Source organism: Rhizobium sp. CFBP 13644, assembly GCF_014842165.1.
GTDB lineage: Bacteria > Pseudomonadota > Alphaproteobacteria > Rhizobiales > Rhizobiaceae > Agrobacterium > Agrobacterium tumefaciens_C.
On record NZ_JACYVF010000002.1, the window covers coordinates 130,820 to 148,245 of the forward strand.

The 17,426-nt window shown below is 58.0% G+C and carries 12 protein-coding genes; 7 read left to right on the forward strand and 5 right to left on the reverse strand.

Going from position 1 to position 17,426, the window contains the following annotated elements:
• Positions 1-170: 170 nt before the first annotated feature.
• Entirely contained in the window at positions 171-653 is a 483-nt protein-coding gene (locus tag IFT53_RS05670) for an Hsp20 family protein (protein ID WP_192067159.1), read from the forward strand.
• A 31-nt stretch (positions 654-684) separates the two neighbouring features.
• Here the strand turns inward: IFT53_RS05670 and IFT53_RS05675 are convergent, their stop codons facing one another.
• A complete protein-coding gene (locus IFT53_RS05675) occupies positions 685-1,710 on the reverse strand; it encodes a bile acid:sodium symporter family protein (RefSeq protein ID WP_192067161.1) in 1,026 nt (341 codons plus the stop codon).
• 105 nt (positions 1,711-1,815) lie between these two features.
• Here IFT53_RS05675 and IFT53_RS05680 point away from each other — a divergent pair, with 105 nt between their 5' ends.
• Complete coding sequence (locus tag IFT53_RS05680; RefSeq protein ID WP_192067163.1) at positions 1,816-2,676, forward strand: LysR substrate-binding domain-containing protein; 861 nt, start codon at positions 1,816-1,818, stop codon at positions 2,674-2,676.
• A 3-nt stretch (positions 2,677-2,679) separates the two neighbouring features.
• Here the strand turns inward: IFT53_RS05680 and IFT53_RS05685 are convergent, their stop codons facing one another.
• Positions 2,680-3,735 carry a threonine aldolase family protein gene (locus IFT53_RS05685; protein ID WP_042617576.1) on the reverse strand — a complete coding sequence of 352 codons (1,056 nt, stop codon included), beginning with the start codon at positions 3,733-3,735 and terminating at the stop codon, positions 2,680-2,682.
• A 364-nt stretch (positions 3,736-4,099) separates the two neighbouring features.
• Between IFT53_RS05685 and gltB the strand changes: the two genes are divergently transcribed.
• From gltB to IFT53_RS05705, 4 genes are all read left to right on the forward strand, one after another.
• The gene (gene gltB, locus IFT53_RS05690) at positions 4,100-8,839 is read left to right on the forward strand and encodes a glutamate synthase large subunit (protein ID WP_192067164.1); all 4,740 of its coding nucleotides are present in this window, start codon (positions 4,100-4,102) and stop codon (positions 8,837-8,839) included.
• 8 nt (positions 8,840-8,847) lie between these two features.
• Positions 8,848-9,006, forward strand: coding sequence for a hypothetical protein (locus tag IFT53_RS05695; protein WP_192067209.1), 159 nt, complete (start codon positions 8,848-8,850; stop codon positions 9,004-9,006).
• A gap of 14 nt (positions 9,007-9,020) precedes the next feature.
• The gene (locus IFT53_RS05700) at positions 9,021-10,478 is read left to right on the forward strand and encodes a glutamate synthase subunit beta (RefSeq protein WP_192067166.1); all 1,458 of its coding nucleotides are present in this window, start codon (positions 9,021-9,023) and stop codon (positions 10,476-10,478) included.
• A gap of 341 nt (positions 10,479-10,819) precedes the next feature.
• A complete protein-coding gene (locus IFT53_RS05705) occupies positions 10,820-11,827 on the forward strand; it encodes a S1 family peptidase (RefSeq protein WP_192067167.1) in 1,008 nt (335 codons plus the stop codon).
• Positions 11,828-12,057: 230 nt separating this feature from the next.
• Here the strand turns inward: IFT53_RS05705 and IFT53_RS05710 are convergent, their stop codons facing one another.
• Together IFT53_RS05710 and IFT53_RS05715 are read right to left on the reverse strand one after the other, a co-directional pair.
• Complete coding sequence (locus IFT53_RS05710) at positions 12,058-13,269, reverse strand: SGNH/GDSL hydrolase family protein (protein ID WP_244656397.1); 1,212 nt, start codon at positions 13,267-13,269, stop codon at positions 12,058-12,060.
• A 102-nt stretch (positions 13,270-13,371) separates the two neighbouring features.
• Positions 13,372-14,595: a lytic murein transglycosylase gene (locus IFT53_RS05715; RefSeq protein ID WP_192067169.1), complete on the reverse strand. Its 1,224-nt coding sequence runs from the start codon at positions 14,593-14,595 to the stop codon at positions 13,372-13,374.
• 198 nt (positions 14,596-14,793) lie between these two features.
• Here IFT53_RS05715 and galU point away from each other — a divergent pair, with 198 nt between their 5' ends.
• Positions 14,794-15,681 carry a UTP--glucose-1-phosphate uridylyltransferase GalU gene (galU, locus tag IFT53_RS05720; RefSeq protein ID WP_042617571.1) on the forward strand — a complete coding sequence of 296 codons (888 nt, stop codon included), beginning with the start codon at positions 14,794-14,796 and terminating at the stop codon, positions 15,679-15,681.
• A gap of 117 nt (positions 15,682-15,798) precedes the next feature.
• On the opposite strand, the gene IFT53_RS05725 is transcribed toward galU, so the two are convergent.
• Entirely contained in the window at positions 15,799-17,325 is a 1,527-nt protein-coding gene (locus IFT53_RS05725; RefSeq protein WP_192067205.1) for an outer membrane beta-barrel protein, read from the reverse strand.
• Between the last annotated feature and the right edge of the window lie 101 nt (positions 17,326-17,426).

The following is a 17,426-nucleotide window of genomic DNA, read 5'->3' on the forward strand; positions in this document are numbered from 1 at the left end:
CCGTTCAGATGAAGTTCACATGTGAAGCGGGGCTAAAAAAGCTCTTGAACTTCTCGCAGGCCCTTCCCATCTCTTGGTTACGGTCGCCAGAACGGGGCCGTTACCCGGGTCACTCATCGCCAGAATGGGATGAGGCCTTATCGCAAACAGTCGCTTCCTAGGAGGACACCATGCGTCACGTTGATTTTTCCCCTCTTTACCGCTCCACAGTCGGTTTCGACCGTCTTTTCTCCATGCTCGATGGTCTTGGCCAGCCGGAGCAGGCGCAAGCCTATCCGCCCTACAACATCGAGCGGACCGGCGAGAACAACTACCGCATCACCATGGCGGTGGCCGGTTTCGATGAGAGCGAACTCAGCATCGAATCCCGCGCCAATGTTCTGACGGTCAAGGCTGAAAAGGCCGATGAGACCAAGGAGAGCGAAGGCGAGTTTCTCTATCGCGGAATTGCCAAGCGTGCTTTCGAGCGTCGCTTCCAGATGGCCGACCACGTGGAAGTGCAGAACGCTTCTCTGAAAAACGGCCTGCTGCACATCGATCTTTACCGCAATATTCCAGAAGCCATGAAGCCGCGCCGTATCGCAATTGTTTCAGACGTTTCGGATGAGCCACGGCAGATCGAGGCGCAGATCACGCCAGCGCAGGTCAACTAATCCCACATTCCAATGTTACGGACGGCCCCTTTCATGGGGCCGTTTTTGTTTGTGCGGGCAGGGCATTCGCTTTTGTAGATGCCGGCTTTTCAATGGTCTTTGCTCTGCGCGCATAGCGTTGGGCAATCGCCGCGCAGGCCATCAGCTGGATCTGGTGGAACAGCATCAGTGGCAGGACGATTGCGCCGATGCTTTGGCCAGCGAAAATCGCGCCTGCCATGGGTACGCCGCTTGCGAGGCTTTTCTTCGAGCCGCAGAAGGTGATCGTTATCTCGTCTTCCTTCTTGAAGCCCATGAGGCGGCTTCCAAACATGGTGATGAGCAATACGGCGGTCAAAAGCACAATATCGACAGCAATGACCACGCCGATGTCACGAAGAGTGAACTGCTGCCAGATGCCTTCGACGACAGCGTCGCTGAAGGCGAGATAGACGACCATCAGGATGGAGCCACGATCGACGGGCGCGAGAAGGGACTTGCGGGCGCGGATCCAGTCGCCGATCCAGGGCTGCAGGCACTGGCCAAGAATGAAGGGAAGCAGAAGCTGGAGGAAAATCTGGAGGAAGGCATCAAGCGAGAAGCCGCCGCCGTGGCCGCCCACGGTAAACAGAAAGCCGACGAGCGCCGGAGTAAGGAACATCCCGAGAATGTTGGACGCCGATGCCGCGCAAACGGCCGCGGGCACATTGCCGCCGGCCATTGAGGTGAAAGCAATGGAGGATTGGACGGTGGAGGGCAGAACGCAGAGGAACAGCACGCCCATATAGAGCGGTGCTGGCAGAATATCTCGCGGGATATAGCCCAGCGCTACGCCCAGCAGTGGAAACAGGCCGAATGTCACGAGCAGGATGACAAGATGCAGCCGCCAGTGCAGCACACCCGCAATCACCACATCCCGGGACAATCTGGCCCCATGCAGGAAAAACAGCAGAGCGATTGCACATTTGGTGGCGATGCCGAAGTAATCCGCCCATTCGCCGCTGATCGGCAGCAGGGAGGCGAGGATGACGGTGGCGACCAGCATCATGGTGAAACGGTCGGGCAGGAAGCGGCTCATGAGGGCAAGCTTTCGTTTCTTTGAATGTGCATTGAATATTGCGGCATTATCGCTCATCATGATTTAAGATGCAAAGACTAACAGTTATCACATTTCAGGATAACCATGCTTAACCTGCAACATCTGGCCAGCTTCGTCGCGCTGGAACAGACGATGAATTTTACCCAGGCCGCAGAACGGCTGGGCATCGGTCAGTCCACACTCAGCCAGCATATTCAGCGGTTGGAAGTATCGCTCGGGCAGCGCCTGATCGCCCGCGATACCCACCGCGTGAGGCTGACGCCGGAGGGTGAGGCGCTTCTGGGGTATGCGCGCAACATGCTCGATATCAACAGCAAGGTGGCGGCTTTGTTCGGCGAAAGCAGGCTGCGCGGGCGTCTGCGCCTTGGTGTGTCCGAGGATTTCGTCGCCAGTCGGCTCACCGTCATTCTCGAAGAATTCACCCGGCTTTATCCGCTTGTTGATCTGGAGCTGACGGTGGCACTGAGCGGCGTGCTCTATGAGATGCAGGATAATGGCGAGTTGGATGTGGTGCTGGCCAAACGGCGGCTGGGAGATCAGCTCGGCCATTTTCTCTACCGCGAACCGCTGGTGTGGCTGGCGCGGGACCCTGAGGCCGTTCTGGGCCGAGACAGCGCGCTTCCGTTGATTGCCTTTCCGCCACCCAGCATCACGAGAAAAGCCGCGCAGGAGGCTCTGGATCGCGCTGGCGTTTCATGGCGCATCGTCTGCACCTGCGGCAGCCTGAGCGGGCTGACGGCGGCGGCGCGTGCGGGAATGGGCGTTCTCGTTCAGCCGCGCAGCATGGCCCCGTCGGGGTTGCGCGAATTGCCCAAGGGCGCGTTGCCTGCGCTGGAAGACGTGGAATTCGTCCTCCAGCCGCGCAAGGGCGCCGATGCGGAGCTGGTCGAGGCGCTTTCCCGGCTGGTCATGGCGAAGGGCATGGTGCCGGGAAGCTCTCTTTAAGCGTCAAGCAGTCCCGCAGATGCGCAGGAAGTCATCCACGTCGTTCTCAAGCGTCGCAAAGCTTGTGACGAGGCGGATGAGTTGTTCGTTTTCGCCCACCGGTTCCGGCATGTCGTGGGGCACGGGCCAGTCGTAGAAGCTGGCACCGGCATCCTTTGCCGCCTTCGCCTTGTCCTTGTTCAGCACCACGAACAATTCGTTCGACTGGGTCTGCCACGCCAGACGTGCACTGTTGGATGCCGACAGGCCCTCGCGCAGGCGGGTAGCCATGGCGTTGGCATGGGCTGCCAGTTCCAGCCAGAGATCATTAGCAAAATAGGCATCGAACTGCGCCGCCATGAAGCGCGTCTTGGAGAAAAGCTGGGCGGAACGCTTGCGAATGAAGGGCAGGTCTTCTGCCGTTTTCGGATCCATATAGACGATGGCTTCCGCGCACCAGCAGCCGTTTTTCGTTGCCCCGAAGGACAGAATATCGACGCCACGCTTCCAGGTCATTTCAGCAGGTGTGGTGTCGAGCGCCGTCAGTGCATTGGCAAAGCGTGCGCCATCCATGTGCAACGGCACACCGGCTTTTTTAGCAATGTCAGAGATCGCCTGGATTTCGTCAAGCTCGTAAATCGTGCCCTGTTCGGTGGCCTGCGTCAGCGTGACCAGCATGGGCTGGCCCTGATGGATGGAGCCGGGCGGGAAGCGGCCAATGGCGGCTTCAAGGTTTTTCGGCAGCATCTTTCCGTTCGGTCCGGCAACCGGCATCAGGCGCGAGGCATTGGAGAAATAGACGGGAGCGCCGCATTCATCCTCGATCACATGCGCTTCGGAGTGGCAAAATGCGATGCCGCCGGGTCGCGCAACACTGGCCATGGCCAGAGAATTGGCAGCGGTGCCCGTGCCCACGAAGAACACGGCCACTTCGCGCTCGAAGATTTCGTTGAAGCGTTTCTCGATGGCCCGGTCCAGCTCACTCGTGCCGTAGGCGGCGGCAAAACGCGTGGATTCCTTCATCAGCCGCTCGTTGATGGCGGGATGGGCACCTGCCCAATTGTCGGAAGCAAAAAACATGGGTCTGCACTTTCGATGAGTTGATGATGGCTGCGGTGCCTTGGTAGGCCAAGAGATAGTCGTTTTATGGGCATATTTTGCGGAAGGCAAATCCGGTAATGAAAGCAACGATTTCGCCCTGTCGCCGGAATAAAATTGCGTCGAATTCGACCCCCGAGACACGAAACGTCATTTTGCGGGTTTATAATTTGTTAGGGTGGACTTGCAGAGCAAGGATGTTTCTGTCAAAATCCAATCAGAATTGAGACAGCAATGCTGTCCTAAATTGACAAGCGGACGCGATGCCACTATCCAGAAATGGGGCGAGGCAGACCGTCCGCCTCTCTGCGTGAAGCCATGCAACGTGTTGCAGGAGGGATGAAACATGACGATGAAGCTGGACGGCGAAAACGCCACTGCTGCCGTAACCAATGACTGTCCGACGAGTGCCGAGCCCAAGGCTGCGGCACGCGCGACCATTGGCGGTCTTCCTCCAAAGCAGGGTCTTTATGACCCGCGCAACGAGCATGATGCCTGCGGCGTGGGCTTCGTTGCCCACATGAAGGGCCAGAAGTCGCACCAGATCGTCAAGGACGGCCTGTTCATCCTCGAAAACCTCACTCACCGCGGTGCTGTTGGTGCCGATCCCCTGATGGGCGATGGCGCGGGCATTCTGGTGCAGATCCCCGACAAGTTCTTCCGTGAGGAAATGGCGCTTCAGGGCATCACGCTGCCCAAGGCTGGCGAATACGCTGTCGGACATATCTTCATGTCGCGCGATGCGGCCCAGATCGAGCACTACAAGAAGGTCATCATCGATGTGGTGGCTGAAGCTGGACAGCAGTTCATCGGCTTCCGCGATGTGCCTGTCGACAACTCCTCGCTGTCTGAAGCACCTGATATTGCCGCAACCGAGCCGCACCACGTGCAGGTCTTCATCGGTGCTGGCCGCAATGCCGCCACCAATGCGGATTTCGAGCGTCAGCTGTTTTTGATCCGCAAGGTCATTTCGAACACCATCTACAATGCTGGCGGTGGCAAGGAAGCGCAGGATTTCTATCCGGTTTCGCTGTCCTCCTCGACCATCGTCTACAAGGGCATGTTCCTGGCCTATCAGGTTGGTGCCTATTACAAGGACTTGGCCGATCCGCGCTTTGAAAGTGCCGTCGCTCTCGTGCACCAGCGCTTCTCCACCAACACTTTCCCATCCTGGAAGCTGGCGCACCCGTACCGCATGGTTGCCCATAACGGCGAAATCAACACGTTGCGCGGCAACGTCAACTGGATGGCGGCGCGTCAGGCTTCCGTCGCATCGCCGCTGTTTGGTGAGGACATTTCCAAGCTCTGGCCGATTTCCTATGAGGGACAGTCGGACACTGCCTGCTTCGACAACGCGCTCGAATTCCTCGTGCGTGGTGGCTACTCCATGGCGCATGCCGTGATGATGCTGATCCCGGAAGCATGGGCTGGCAACCAGTCCATGTCGCCTGAGCGCAAGGCATTTTACGAATATCACGCCGCTCTCATGGAGCCATGGGATGGCCCGGCTGCCGTTGCCTTCACCGATGGCAAGCAGATCGGAGCGACACTCGACCGTAACGGTCTGCGGCCTGCTCGTTATCTCGTGACCGATGACGACCGCATCATCATGGCGTCTGAAGCTGGCACATTGCCGGTGCCGGAAGAGCGCATCATCAAGAAGTGGCGTTTGCAGCCCGGTAAGATGCTGCTGATCGACATGGAAAAGGGCGCGATCATTTCCGATGAGGATGTGAAGCGCGAACTGGCGACCAAGCATCCTTACCGCACATGGCTTGATCGTACCCAGCTGATCCTCGAAGACCTGAAGCCCGTCGAGCCTCGCGCTCTGCGTCGTGACGTGTCGCTGCTCGACCGTCAGCAGGCCTTTGGTTACACCAGCGAAGACACCAAGCTTTTGATGTCTCCGATGGCCACAACCGGTCAGGAAGCCATCGGCTCCATGGGCACGGATACGCCGATTTCGGCCATGTCGTCCAAGTCCAAGCTGCTCTACACCTATTTCAAGCAGAACTTCGCGCAGGTTACCAACCCGCCGATCGACCCGATCCGTGAAGAGCTGGTGATGAGCCTTGTTTCCTTCATCGGCCCGCGTCCGAACATTCTGGACCATGAGGGTGCAGCGCGTGCCAAGCGTCTGGAAGTGCGCCAGCCGATCCTGACCAATGGCGATCTGGAAAAGATCCGCTCCATCGGTCACACGGAAGACCGTTTCGACACCAAGACGCTCGACTTCACCTATGATGTGGAGCGTGGTGCCGAAGGCATGCCTGAAATGCTGGACCGTCTGTGCGAGCGTGCAGAATCCGCCGTTCGTGGTGGCTATAACATCATCGTTCTGTCAGACCGTCAGGTCGGGCCGGATCGCATCGCTATTCCCGCGTTGCTGGCAACGGCTGCCGTCCACCACCACCTCATCCGCAAGGGTCTGCGCACCTCGGTCGGCCTCGTGGTCGAAACCGGCGAGCCGCGCGAAATCCACCATTTCTGCCTTCTGGCAGGGTATGGTGCCGAGGCTATCAACCCCTATCTCGCCTTCGATACGCTGCTGGACATGCACAAGCACAATGCATTTCCAAAGGAAGTGTCCGAAGACGAAGTGGTTTATCGCTACATCAAGGCGGTCGGTAAGGGCATTCTCAAGGTTATGTCCAAGATGGGCATTTCCACCTACCAGTCCTATTGCGGTGCGCAGATTTTCGATGCCATCGGCCTGTCTTCTGAGTTCATCGAGCAGTATTTCTTCGGCACAGCCACGCAGATTGAAGGCGTTGGCCTGACGGAGATTGCCGAGGAAACCGTATCGCGCCACAAGGATGCGTTCGGCAAGGACCCGATCCTCGCCAGCACGCTGGATATTGGCGGCGAATATGCCTACCGCATGCGTGGCGAAAGCCATGCCTGGAGCCCGGATGCGGTTGCCACCCTGCAGCACGCCGTGCGTGGCAACAGCCAGGAGCGTTACCGCGAATTCGCCGAAATGGTGAACGAGACGAACCTGCGGATGAACACCATTCGCGGCCTGTTCAAGGTCAAGGGTGCGGAAGCTTTGGGCCGCAAGCCGATCTCCATCGATGAGGTCGAGCCAGCGGTTGAGATCGTCAAGCGTTTCTCCACCGGCGCCATGTCCTTCGGCTCCATCAGCCGTGAAGCACACACCACGCTTGCCATTGCCATGAACCGCATTGGCGGCAAGTCCAACACGGGTGAGGGCGGCGAAGAATCCGACCGTTACCTGCCGCTGCTCAATGGCCAACCGAACCCGGAACGTTCTGCCATCAAGCAGATCGCCTCTGGCCGCTTCGGTGTGACGACGGAATATCTCGTCAATGCCGATATGCTGCAGATCAAGGTTGCGCAGGGTGCCAAGCCCGGCGAAGGCGGCCAGCTGCCCGGCCACAAGGTGGATGCCACGGTTGCCAAGACCCGCCACTCCACACCGGGCGTCGGCCTTATCTCGCCACCGCCGCACCACGATATCTATTCCATCGAAGATCTGGCGCAGCTGATCTACGACCTGAAGAACGTCAACCCGGAAGCCGATGTTTCCGTGAAGCTCGTGTCTGAAGTCGGCGTCGGCACGGTTGCCGCCGGTGTTGCCAAGGCACGTGCGGACCACATCACCGTGTCAGGTTTTGATGGCGGCACGGGCGCGTCGCCGCTCACATCGCTCAAGCATGCCGGTTCCCCATGGGAAATCGGCCTTGCTGAAACGCAGCAGACGCTGGTCATGAACGGCCTTCGTTCACGCATCGCACTGCAGGTGGATGGCGGCTTGAAGACGGGCCGCGATGTCATCATCGGCGCTCTCTTGGGCGCAGATGAATTCGGTTTCGCAACGGCTCCGCTGATTGCTGCCGGTTGCATCATGATGCGCAAGTGCCACCTCAACACCTGCCCTGTGGGCGTTGCCACGCAGGACCCGGTTTTGCGCAAGCGCTTCAAGGGTGCGCCTGAGCACGTCATCAACTACTTCTTCTTCGTCGCCGAAGAAGTGCGCGAAATCTTGGCATCCCTTGGCGTGTCCAAGCTGGATGAGATCATCGGCGCTTCCGAACTGCTCGAAAAGGATGAGATGCTGGCCCACTGGAAGGCCAAGGGTCTCGATTTCAGCCGCATCTTCCACAAGGTCGATGCGCCGAAGGAAGCGACCTACTGGACAGAGCGCCAGAAGCACCCGATCGACGATATTCTCGACCGCAAGCTGATCGAGAAGTCCATGCCATCGCTTGAAAACCGCGAACCTGTGGTTTTCGAAGTGCCGATCAAGAATGTCGACCGCTCTGCCGGTGCCATGCTCTCGGGCGCGCTTGCCAAGCGTTGGGGCCATAAGGGCCTGAAGGACGATACCATCCACGTGCTTCTTCGCGGCACGGCTGGCCAGTCCTTCGGCGCGTTCCTCGCACGTGGCATCACCTTTGATCTGGTGGGCGACGGTAACGACTATGTCGGCAAGGGTCTCTCGGGTGGTCGCATCATCGTGCGTCCGCCGGAAAATGCCCGCATCGTGGCCGAAAACTCGATCATCGTCGGCAATACGGTTCTTTACGGCGCCATCACCGGCGAGTGCTATTTCCGTGGTGTGGCGGGTGAACGCTTCGCCGTTCGCAACTCCGGTGCCCTTGCCGTTGTCGAAGGCGTGGGTGACCATGGTTGCGAATATATGACCGGCGGCATTGTCGTTGTTCTGGGTGAAACCGGACGCAACTTCGCAGCCGGCATGTCTGGCGGCGTGGCCTATGTTCTGGATGAGCAGGGCGATTTCGCCAAGCGCTGCAACATGGCCATGGTTGAGCTGGAACCGGTGCCGGAAGAAGACGACATGCTGGAAAAGCTGCACCATCACGGTGGCGATCTCATGCACAAGGGACGTGTGGACGTTTCCGAAGACATGACCCGCCACGACGAGGAGCGCCTCTACCAGATGATCTCCAACCACTTCCATTACACAAACTCCAACCGCGCCAAGGACATTCTTGACCGCTGGAGCGAGTTCCGCCCGAAATTCCGCAAGGTCATGCCGGTCGAATATCGCCGTGCGCTTGAGGATATGGAACGGATGAAAATGGGCGTGGCTGCGGAGTAATCCGACGCGTGAAGTCGCTACACCGACTGATCTCGCTGTTGATCGCGGTCGCCGTTCCCACGGCGATCCACTGGACGAGCGGCGAGATCAGACTTGAGTTCATCGTACTGGGAGCAGCCGTGGGCGGCGCTTGGAAGTACTGGGGCCCGACGGGTGCCCTGCTTTGATGTGAGGATATAACATGGGCAAGGTTACAGGTTTTCTGGAAATAGACCGTCAGGTTGGCAAGTATCAGCCAGCGTCGGACCGTATTCGCCATTTCCGGGAATTCACCATTCCCATGTCGGACCCAGAGGTGCAGAAGCAGGCGGCGCGCTGCATGGACTGTGGCATTCCCTATTGCCACGGCCCAACCGGTTGCCCTGTTCATAACCAGATCCCCGACTGGAACGATCTGGTCTATAACAACAACTGGGAAGAGGCGATCCGCAACCTCCACTCCACCAACAATTTTCCGGAGTTTACGGGCCGTGTCTGTCCCGCACCGTGCGAAGAAGCCTGCACGCTAAACCTTGAAGATGCACCGGTTGCCATCAAGACCGTGGAACAGGCCATTGCCGACAAGGCCTATGAGCTTGGCTTCATCGTGCCAAAGCCCGCCACGGTCCACACCGGCAAGAAGGTTGCGATCATCGGCTCCGGCCCATCGGGTCTGGCTGCTGCCCAGCAGCTGGGGCGTGCTGGCCATGAAGTGCATGTCTATGAGCGCGAAACCAAGGCGGGCGGTTTGCTGCGCTATGGCATTCCCGATTTCAAGATGGAGAAGAACTTCATCGATCGCCGCGTCGAGCAGATCAAGGGCGAGGGCGTCACCTTCCATTATGGCGTCAATGTCGGCGTGGATGTCACCGTTGAAACGCTGACGGCTGAGCATGATGCCGTGCTCTATTGCGGCGGCTCGGAAACCCCGCGTCCAGCCGGTATCGGCGGCACCGAGTTTCACGGCGTGCACGATGCCATGCCGTATCTCGTGCAGCAGAACCGCCGCGTTGGTCGCGAAAACATCGACAGCGTGGGTTGGCCTTCCGATCCCATTCTGGCCGGTGGCAAGCACGTCGTCGTGGTCGGCGGTGGCGATACGGCGTCGGACTGCGTCGGCACGGCGTTCCGCCAGGGCGCGGTCAAGGTGACCCAGCTCGACATTCGCCCCATGCCTCCTGAAAAGGAAGACAAGCTGGCCGTCTGGCCCTACTGGGCAACCAAGATGCGCACATCCTCCAGCCAGGCCGAAGGTGCCGCCCGTGAGTTTCAGGTGGCAACGCTGGAATTCGTGGGTGACGAAGATGGCGTGCTGACCGGTGTGAAGTGCTGCCAGGTGGATGACCGCCGCAAGCCGATTGCCGGCACGGAATTCATCATCAAGGCCGATCTCGCCTTCATCGCCATCGGCTTCTCCGGCCCGTTCACAGACAGCGTTCTGAAGGAACTGGACGGCAAACTGACGCTCAACACCGACCGCCGCGGCTCCACCAACGTCGTCGCCAATGACCGCGACTACAAGACCTCGGTCGACAAGCTCTGGGTAGCCGGCGACGTGCGCCGCGGCCAGTCCCTTGTCGTCTGGGCCATCCGCGAAGGCCGCCAGGCCGCCCGTGCCATCGATGAAGCCCTGATGGGCGAGACGCTGTTGCCGAGCTGAGGCTGGAGCGAATGTGACATTGAGCCTCCGAAGGTTTGCCTTTCGGAGGCTTTTTGTTGGTGAGTTGTTATTGATAGGATGATGGTATGCGGTGTGCTGATCCACCTTGGGTGGAGAATGCCGAACTGGGCTATTGAGCGTCAATCGCCGTGAAGCGGGTAAGGTCGCATTGAGGCAATAGCTGTCGTCCTCACGCCTTGCGTCGACGTCATATCGCCATCCGTGCGACCCTTTGCAAAGCTGTTTATTTTTCGTTGCAGTGCGGCGTGAACGTAATGACGCTTGGTGTCTAGAACTGTAGCATCTGGTCATGACAATCGAAGAGACGAGTATTAAAACTGATGGTCGCTAGGCTGCTTGATGAGATAGGTGCTAACCCGCCGAAGGACTGTGGGGCTTTAATGAAGCTCCTAGAGTTGGCCGCACAGCCTGATTCGTATCGCGAGTTTGTCAATAGGAACTCAAGCGGGCTGCCGAATTTTGAGGCCCGGAAATCGTTGCTAGAAATGGGCCACTTCCAATCTCAGGATTTCTTGCATCTTTTATATGCATGCGGAGACGGCGAAGGGATTAGTAGCGCCGTTGTGATGCCTCTATTACGGCGTCTGATCGAATGGGGGCTTGTCGTTGATCACACCATGTTTGGGAGCCATGCTTACGTAAATTATAGTTGGGAGCAAGGCAGAATTGGGGTGTTCAATGATTTGCGTGTCGTCGATAACATTCTCTTTGGAGCCAGCTATGTCGCGCGCAAATACCGCAGCAGCGTTCCCGCTGTGTACGTCAGACGAGGTGAGGATGAATATACTGGGACAGGGTTTCTGGTGACCAACAGAGTCGATAGACGAAAATGCGTAATTGTTACCGCAAAGCATAACGTCGACCCCGAAGATGGCATAACTTTTATTGGGCTAAACGAGCCTAACGGTAGCACCTTCAATCCTGTCAGTGGTAATTGGATCTTGCATCCTAAGCTCGACCTGGCGCTTCTAGAAGTTGAATGCAATGATGCCATCGCTCCAATTTTCCCGGTCGGGTACCCATTGGTGCTCACGCGGACCATCACTCTCGGCTACCCGCGTATTGCCACGACTGACTCGTCTTACCTCTTGGCCCACAGCGGCGAACTAAACGCTATTGTCAACACATACCATGGCGAGGATCGGCTGATAATTTCAAATGTAGTCGCACCAGGAAATAGTGGTGGCCCTGTCTTGGACGAGGCAGGACTATGTCTGGGAGTTATAGTCAACTCTTTTGAAACCCAACACGAGGGTGGAGTCGAAAAGGCGAATTCCGCCATTCCAGCCAAACATGTTCTGGAGTTTATCGGTCCCTATTGCAGTTAAGTATGTTGTAAAATGTTTGCAAGCCCTGACCTTTGCATGTCTCTGGTACCACATATGTTCCAGCAGTAGACTGATGGCGTCCCACACCGTCGTTTGCAAGTTCTCTTGGAGAATACTATTTCCGTTTAGGGCCAACAGTATACTTCAGCAGCTTGTTCGCCCCGTATAACTCAACGACAAAAGCTCATCGATCCGGCTTTGACTATGGCCTTGGCGATGAACGTCGACGCCTACTTCGCCGCCGTCTCAGCCGGTGCGGGCATGCGGTAATCATCCACGCGGCCCAGCGGTGCTGCGTCCATCAGGCCGCGTTTTGTGAGTTTTTCACGGGGGGATTCGGTGATGGAGAGTTTGGTGGCGGGTTTATCGCCCAAGAGCACGTCGCCGCCGTCGAGGTCTGGGTCGGTCAGGCTGATGGGCTGGGTGCGGACCTGTTGGGCGTCTATGCCAAGGGCTGGCAGAGAGGTGAGGGCAGGCAGGTTGCTGCCATCGAGCGTTGTCAGGTCAGGGCTTGCACCATCCAGATGGCGGCGCACGAATTTTTCGACATAGAAGGCGAGCTTCTGTTTTCCGGCTTGCGTCATGCCGATGCCGTCTGCTTCACGCAGACGCGCTTGCTGGCCGTTGACGTCGTAGCCTGTCGTTACGAACATGCCGGCTTCGTCCACGAAACCATCCCACACATCAACGAACTCGCCGCCAGCCTTTTCAATGTGGCTGCGGTAAAGGCGGTTGAAGCTGACGAAATCGGCGGTCAGCGAGGGCGACTGGAAAGCGGGGAGACCCACCCAGAGCACGGGCACCTTTTGGCGATTGGCGATGGCAATCAGCGCATCGATGCGGCGCTCATATTCTTTCAGCCAGGCATCGGTGCCGTATTTTTCCTTGGTGTCGCCCATCACCATCATCTGGCGGTCGTTGGAGCCCAGCATGATGACGATGGTGGCGGGGCTGGTTTCCTTGATGAATTGTGGAAGATTGGCAAACCAGTCGTAGTAATCCGTGCGCACAAGGCCGGATGATCCGTTGGAGCGGACATCCACGGTAATGGCGGGCGAACTCTGGAAGCTGGAAACAAGGCCTTCGCCCATATTGCCAGCCAGAAAATCACCAATGACCAGAACGCGGCGCGCATTTTCAGCCTTGGCCACGGGGCCGGGCTTTGCGGTTCGCATCTGCACCACGGATGGCGTCTTGCGCGGGGCGGCTGGGCGCGTCACGGCGCGGTTATCGCGGGCGGCTGGCGGCGGACGTCTCGTTCTTTCCGGCGGCGGCTGTCTGCGTTCCTGCTCATATGTTCGTTCATCGCGCCTGTTGGGGCTGCCAAACATCATTTCAAACAGGGTGCGGCGCTCACGCTGCTCCTGTGCTTGCGCGTAAGGAACCGACACAGGCAGGCTGATGACAAACGCCAGAAACACGGCACCTATGCGCCGCGTCATGCGTTTAAAATTGCCTGTGTTCATTCTCACCACGGCCTTGAACTCCCGGACGGTTCTTTACGTATTATGTTCTTCTAATTCTGGTGCCGTCCGCAAGCGCTGTCAATTGCGCAGCGCGCGCAGCAACAGGCGTGAGGGCTCGCCATCATTTTCCATGCCCATGCGTTTCTGGATCGCGCTGATGGCGGCCTTGGAGCCGGACCCGAAGTTGCCGTCGACTTCGCCATCATAATAGCCAAGCTCTTTCATGCGGGTCTGCAATTCGAACTTTTCCTTCACGTCCAGCGTATTATCAGGGCGCGGCCAGCGCTGCTGCATGCCGCCGGTGCCGGCAATTTCATCGGCCAGAAGGCCAACTGCCAGCGCGTAGCTATCAGATGAATTGTATCGCTTGATGGTGAAGAAGTTCTTCGTCATCAGGAAGCCGGGGCCGTTGGCACCGCCCTGCATCTTCAGCGTGGCGCGGTCTGAGGCACGGGGGAAGCCCTTGCCGCTTGGGCGGGCAAAGCCCAGCTTCTGCCACTCGCCCATGGTCTTTGTCTGACCTTCATAACGCCCGCCACCATTGGGAACGACCGCCTCATAGCCCCAGGTGCGGGCCGGCTCCCAGCCGTTCTTGGCCAGAAGGTTGGCAGCGGTTGCCAAAGCATCGGGAATGGAGTGCCAGATGTCGCGCTTGCCATTGCCGTCTGCGTCCACTGCATAGAGCAGGTAGCTGGTGGGAATGAACTGGGTGTGGCCCATGGCACCGGCCCATGAACCGGTCAGTTGCTTTGGCGTCACATCACCGGCCTGCAGAATTTTCAGTGCCGCAATCAGCTGGTTACGGGCAAACTTGCCACGCTTGGGGTCGGAATAGGCAAGGGTTGCCAGCGCCTGTGGAATGTTGTGCAGGCGTTCCGGCTTTTCCAGAACTGCACCATAATTGGACTCCATCGACCAGATAGCGAGGATGACGTGCTTGTCCACCTTGAAGTTACGCTCGATCCAGTTGAGGGTCGTGGCGTGCTTCATCTTCATTTCACGGCCAATGCGCACCGTATACGGGTTGACGCGGCTATCGACGTAATCCCATATCTTGGTGGTGAATTCCGGCTGGAAGGTTGCCTTGCGCAGGGCGTCCGGGTCAGGCTCGGTCACGCCTGCGAATGCCTTCTGGTAGGTGGATTTGCTAATGCCTTCCTTGGCGGCGGTGGCATAGAACTGGTTGATCCACTGGCGGAAACCTGCATCAGCATTGGCAGGTGATGGCGCAAAAGCGATTGCGATGCCCGCAAATGCCATGCAGCCAAATTTGCGAATGTGGGAAAGGATCAGCTTTTTCATCGGCAGTCTTTCGTTTCTCTCGAATTTCATTTCGATTGCGAGATACGCATCGGGCTTGACGATGTTTTAACAACTCAAAGTCAACAAATTCTTTACCATTAACTATGCGTAACGTCATCACTTACAAAAGATCGCCACTTTTGCCATAACAATGTCGTGGGTGATATTTGATCGAGCGAATCCCTCAAGGAGGAACGTGTGGTAGAACAGAAGAAAATTCGAAAAGCAGTTTTCCCGGTAGCGGGTCTTGGAACACGTTTCCTGCCCGCAACAAAAGCAGTTCCAAAGGAAATGCTGACCGTGGTCGACAAGCCGGTCATCCAGTATGTGGTGGATGAGGCTGCCGAAGCGGGTATCGAGCATTTCGTATTCGTAACCGGCCGTGGAAAAGGGGTGATCGAAGATTACTTCGATATTCAGTTCGAGCTGGAGCAGATGCTGCGCGAGCGCAACAAGAACGCTGAACTGACGCTGCTGTCGGGTATTCTGCCCAAGGCAGGAACTGCAAGCTTTACGCGCCAGCAGGTACCTCTTGGTCTTGGCCATGCCGTCTGGTGTGCGCGTGATATCGTTGGCGACGAGCCATTTGCGGTGCTGTTGCCAGACATGATCATGCACTCTGAAAAGAGCTGCCTCAAGGGCATGGTCGATCTTTACGATCAGACCGGCGGCAACGTCATCGCGGTTCAGGAATGCGAACCCGACCAGGCCCACAAATACGGCATCGTCGGCGTTGGCGAAACTGTTGGCGAAGGCTTCAAGATCACCGAAATGGTCGAAAAGCCTGCCAAGGGAACCGCGCCATCGAACTACTACATCAATGGCCGTTATATTCTTCAGCCCGAGATTTTCAATATTCTCGAAAATCAGGAACGCGGCGCTGGCAACGAAATCCAGTTGACCGATGGCATGCTGTCGCTGGCCAAGAGCCAGGACTTTGCGGGCTACCGCTTCAACGGTGAAACCTTCGACTGCGGCGCAAAGGATGGCTTCATCCTGGCAAACGTTGCCTTCGCGCTGGAACGTGGCGATATCCGCCCTTCCATCGAGGGCCCGCTGAAGGCGCTCGTCAACAAGCTGAAGTAAGGTCTCAAACCTTTAAACGACAAATCCCGGCCTTCGTGCCGGGATTTTTGTTCCAGAGCAATCCAGCAAAAGTGGGAACCGGTTTTGCGTCCGGAATTGCGTAAACTAAGGGACGCTCTAGCGCCTCAGGGTCAGACCTGCGCCAATCCGCCATTGGCTGTTGTCGGTCACAGGCGTCGTCTCGTAGCTGATGTCAGTGGTCAGATCGAGATATCTGTTGATGTTCCATGTCAGCCCGGCACCAACAGTATATTCCGTCTCGTCCCTGATGGTTGAGGTAAGGTAGGAGCGGCGCTCCAACCCAGCCGTCAGCCGTGCCACGAGGTCGCTGCGTAGCTGGTGCGTCAGGCCCGTCGTCAATTGCCTTGAAATCCACCCACCGCGCGCGCCACCGGCGAAATCTTCGATGGTGGTGCGAAGGCCAAGGTTGACATCTGTGCCGCGCTGGGGCGACCAGACGATGTTGCCATCCATCGCCAGCGCGTTGATAGCCGCCAGACGGTCATCATCATAGCCCTTGCGAAGATAACCGATGGCGGCTTCCCCGCGCAGCTTTTCACCCAAATCGATCTGCGCGCCCACCTTCGCGCCATAGCTCTGCGAGGAGCGTTCATAGCCGGTATTGTCCCGCGTCTGGTCGTAATTGGTCAGGCCCGCGGTGACTTCTAGAAAGGGAATGAGCGCTGGCGATAATTCGTAACCCAGCCGCCCGCGAATGCCCGCGCCGTAACGGTCGCGGTCGGCAAGGCTGATGGATTGGCCATTGACGCCCTTGGCATCCGTATAGACGGTGCGGGAAAGATCCAGCGCGGCAAGAGCTTTCAAGATGCCGACATTGCGCTCCACGGACGCACCAGACGTAAACACATGCTCGCCGCCCTGCACGGAGGCGTTGGAGATGGCGTTGGGATCATTGGTGTCTTCGCGGCTGAAGGCATATCCTGCTTTCAGGTTGGCCTGTGTGCCGTCACCCAGATCAAGGCGAAGGTCGGCGCCTATATTGGCGGTCGGCTCTTCGCCCGCGCTGCTGCCACCCAGATTGCGCTGATAGGCGCCCTCGCCAGTGATCGTCAGCGCATGGCGCGACCAGTCGCTGGTCAGCGTGCCGCGAATGGCAGTGGTCGAATAGGTGCGGCTGGTGGAGCCGTTGGAAAATGTCTTTTTCTCGTGGTTCAGCGTCTGGCTGATCGAAGGGCGAAGGGTCAGCGTTCCCAGGCGGATGCCGGGGGCGCTGCCATCATCGTTACGTGCGTTTTCTCCGCCATCCACGGTTGGCTCTGCCCCATTTTCAGACGTGACTGCAGCCTCCGCCGCACCGTCAAGGTCTTCCGGTATGGCGTCGCCGGGGTTGGAAAGCGGGCGCGTGGCGCCGGTGGTCAATGGGTCAGGGGTAGCCGCTGCCGGTGCTGGCTGCCGCCGGTTGGGGCTGTCAGGATCGATGACGGATAGATTATTCTGGCCGATAAAGGGATCGGAACTCGTCAGGGTTCGAAGGCCTGAAGTCTGGGGTGGCTGGTTGGCCGATTGGGCAAGGGCCGCTGTTTCAGGCCACAACACGGCACAAGCAAACAGCGCCGGGGCCAGCAGCACCGGGGCGGCTGTCCGCCACGTCGAAAGACGTCTTGCGGTGCTGTGATGATCCATGCGTGCTTCTATCCGGTCCCGACAAAATCTCGCCGCCAAAGGCAAATCTTCCGCTTCCTGCACCTCTGACGCTTCAATCGTCATAAGCATCTGTTTTTCTT

Coding starts and splice junctions, on each gene's coding strand:
- IFT53_RS05685 (WP_042617576.1), bottom strand. CDS start 3,735: ATGTTTTTTGCTTCCGACAATTGGGCAGGTGCCCATCCCGCCATCAAC.
- IFT53_RS05675 (WP_192067161.1), bottom strand. CDS start 1,710: ATGAGCCGCTTCCTGCCCGACCGTTTCACCATGATGCTGGTCGCCACC.
- IFT53_RS05705 (WP_192067167.1), top strand. CDS start 10,820: ATGGTCGCTAGGCTGCTTGATGAGATAGGTGCTAACCCGCCGAAGGAC.
- IFT53_RS05700 (WP_192067166.1), top strand. CDS start 9,021: ATGGGCAAGGTTACAGGTTTTCTGGAAATAGACCGTCAGGTTGGCAAG.
- IFT53_RS05670 (WP_192067159.1), top strand. CDS start 171: ATGCGTCACGTTGATTTTTCCCCTCTTTACCGCTCCACAGTCGGTTTC.
- IFT53_RS05680 (WP_192067163.1), top strand. CDS start 1,816: ATGCTTAACCTGCAACATCTGGCCAGCTTCGTCGCGCTGGAACAGACG.
- IFT53_RS05710 (WP_244656397.1), bottom strand. CDS start 13,269: ATGACGCGGCGCATAGGTGCCGTGTTTCTGGCGTTTGTCATCAGCCTG.
- IFT53_RS05725 (WP_192067205.1), bottom strand. CDS start 17,325: ATGGATCATCACAGCACCGCAAGACGTCTTTCGACGTGGCGGACAGCC.
- gltB (WP_192067164.1), top strand. CDS start 4,100: ATGACGATGAAGCTGGACGGCGAAAACGCCACTGCTGCCGTAACCAAT.
- IFT53_RS05715 (WP_192067169.1), bottom strand. CDS start 14,595: ATGAAAAAGCTGATCCTTTCCCACATTCGCAAATTTGGCTGCATGGCA.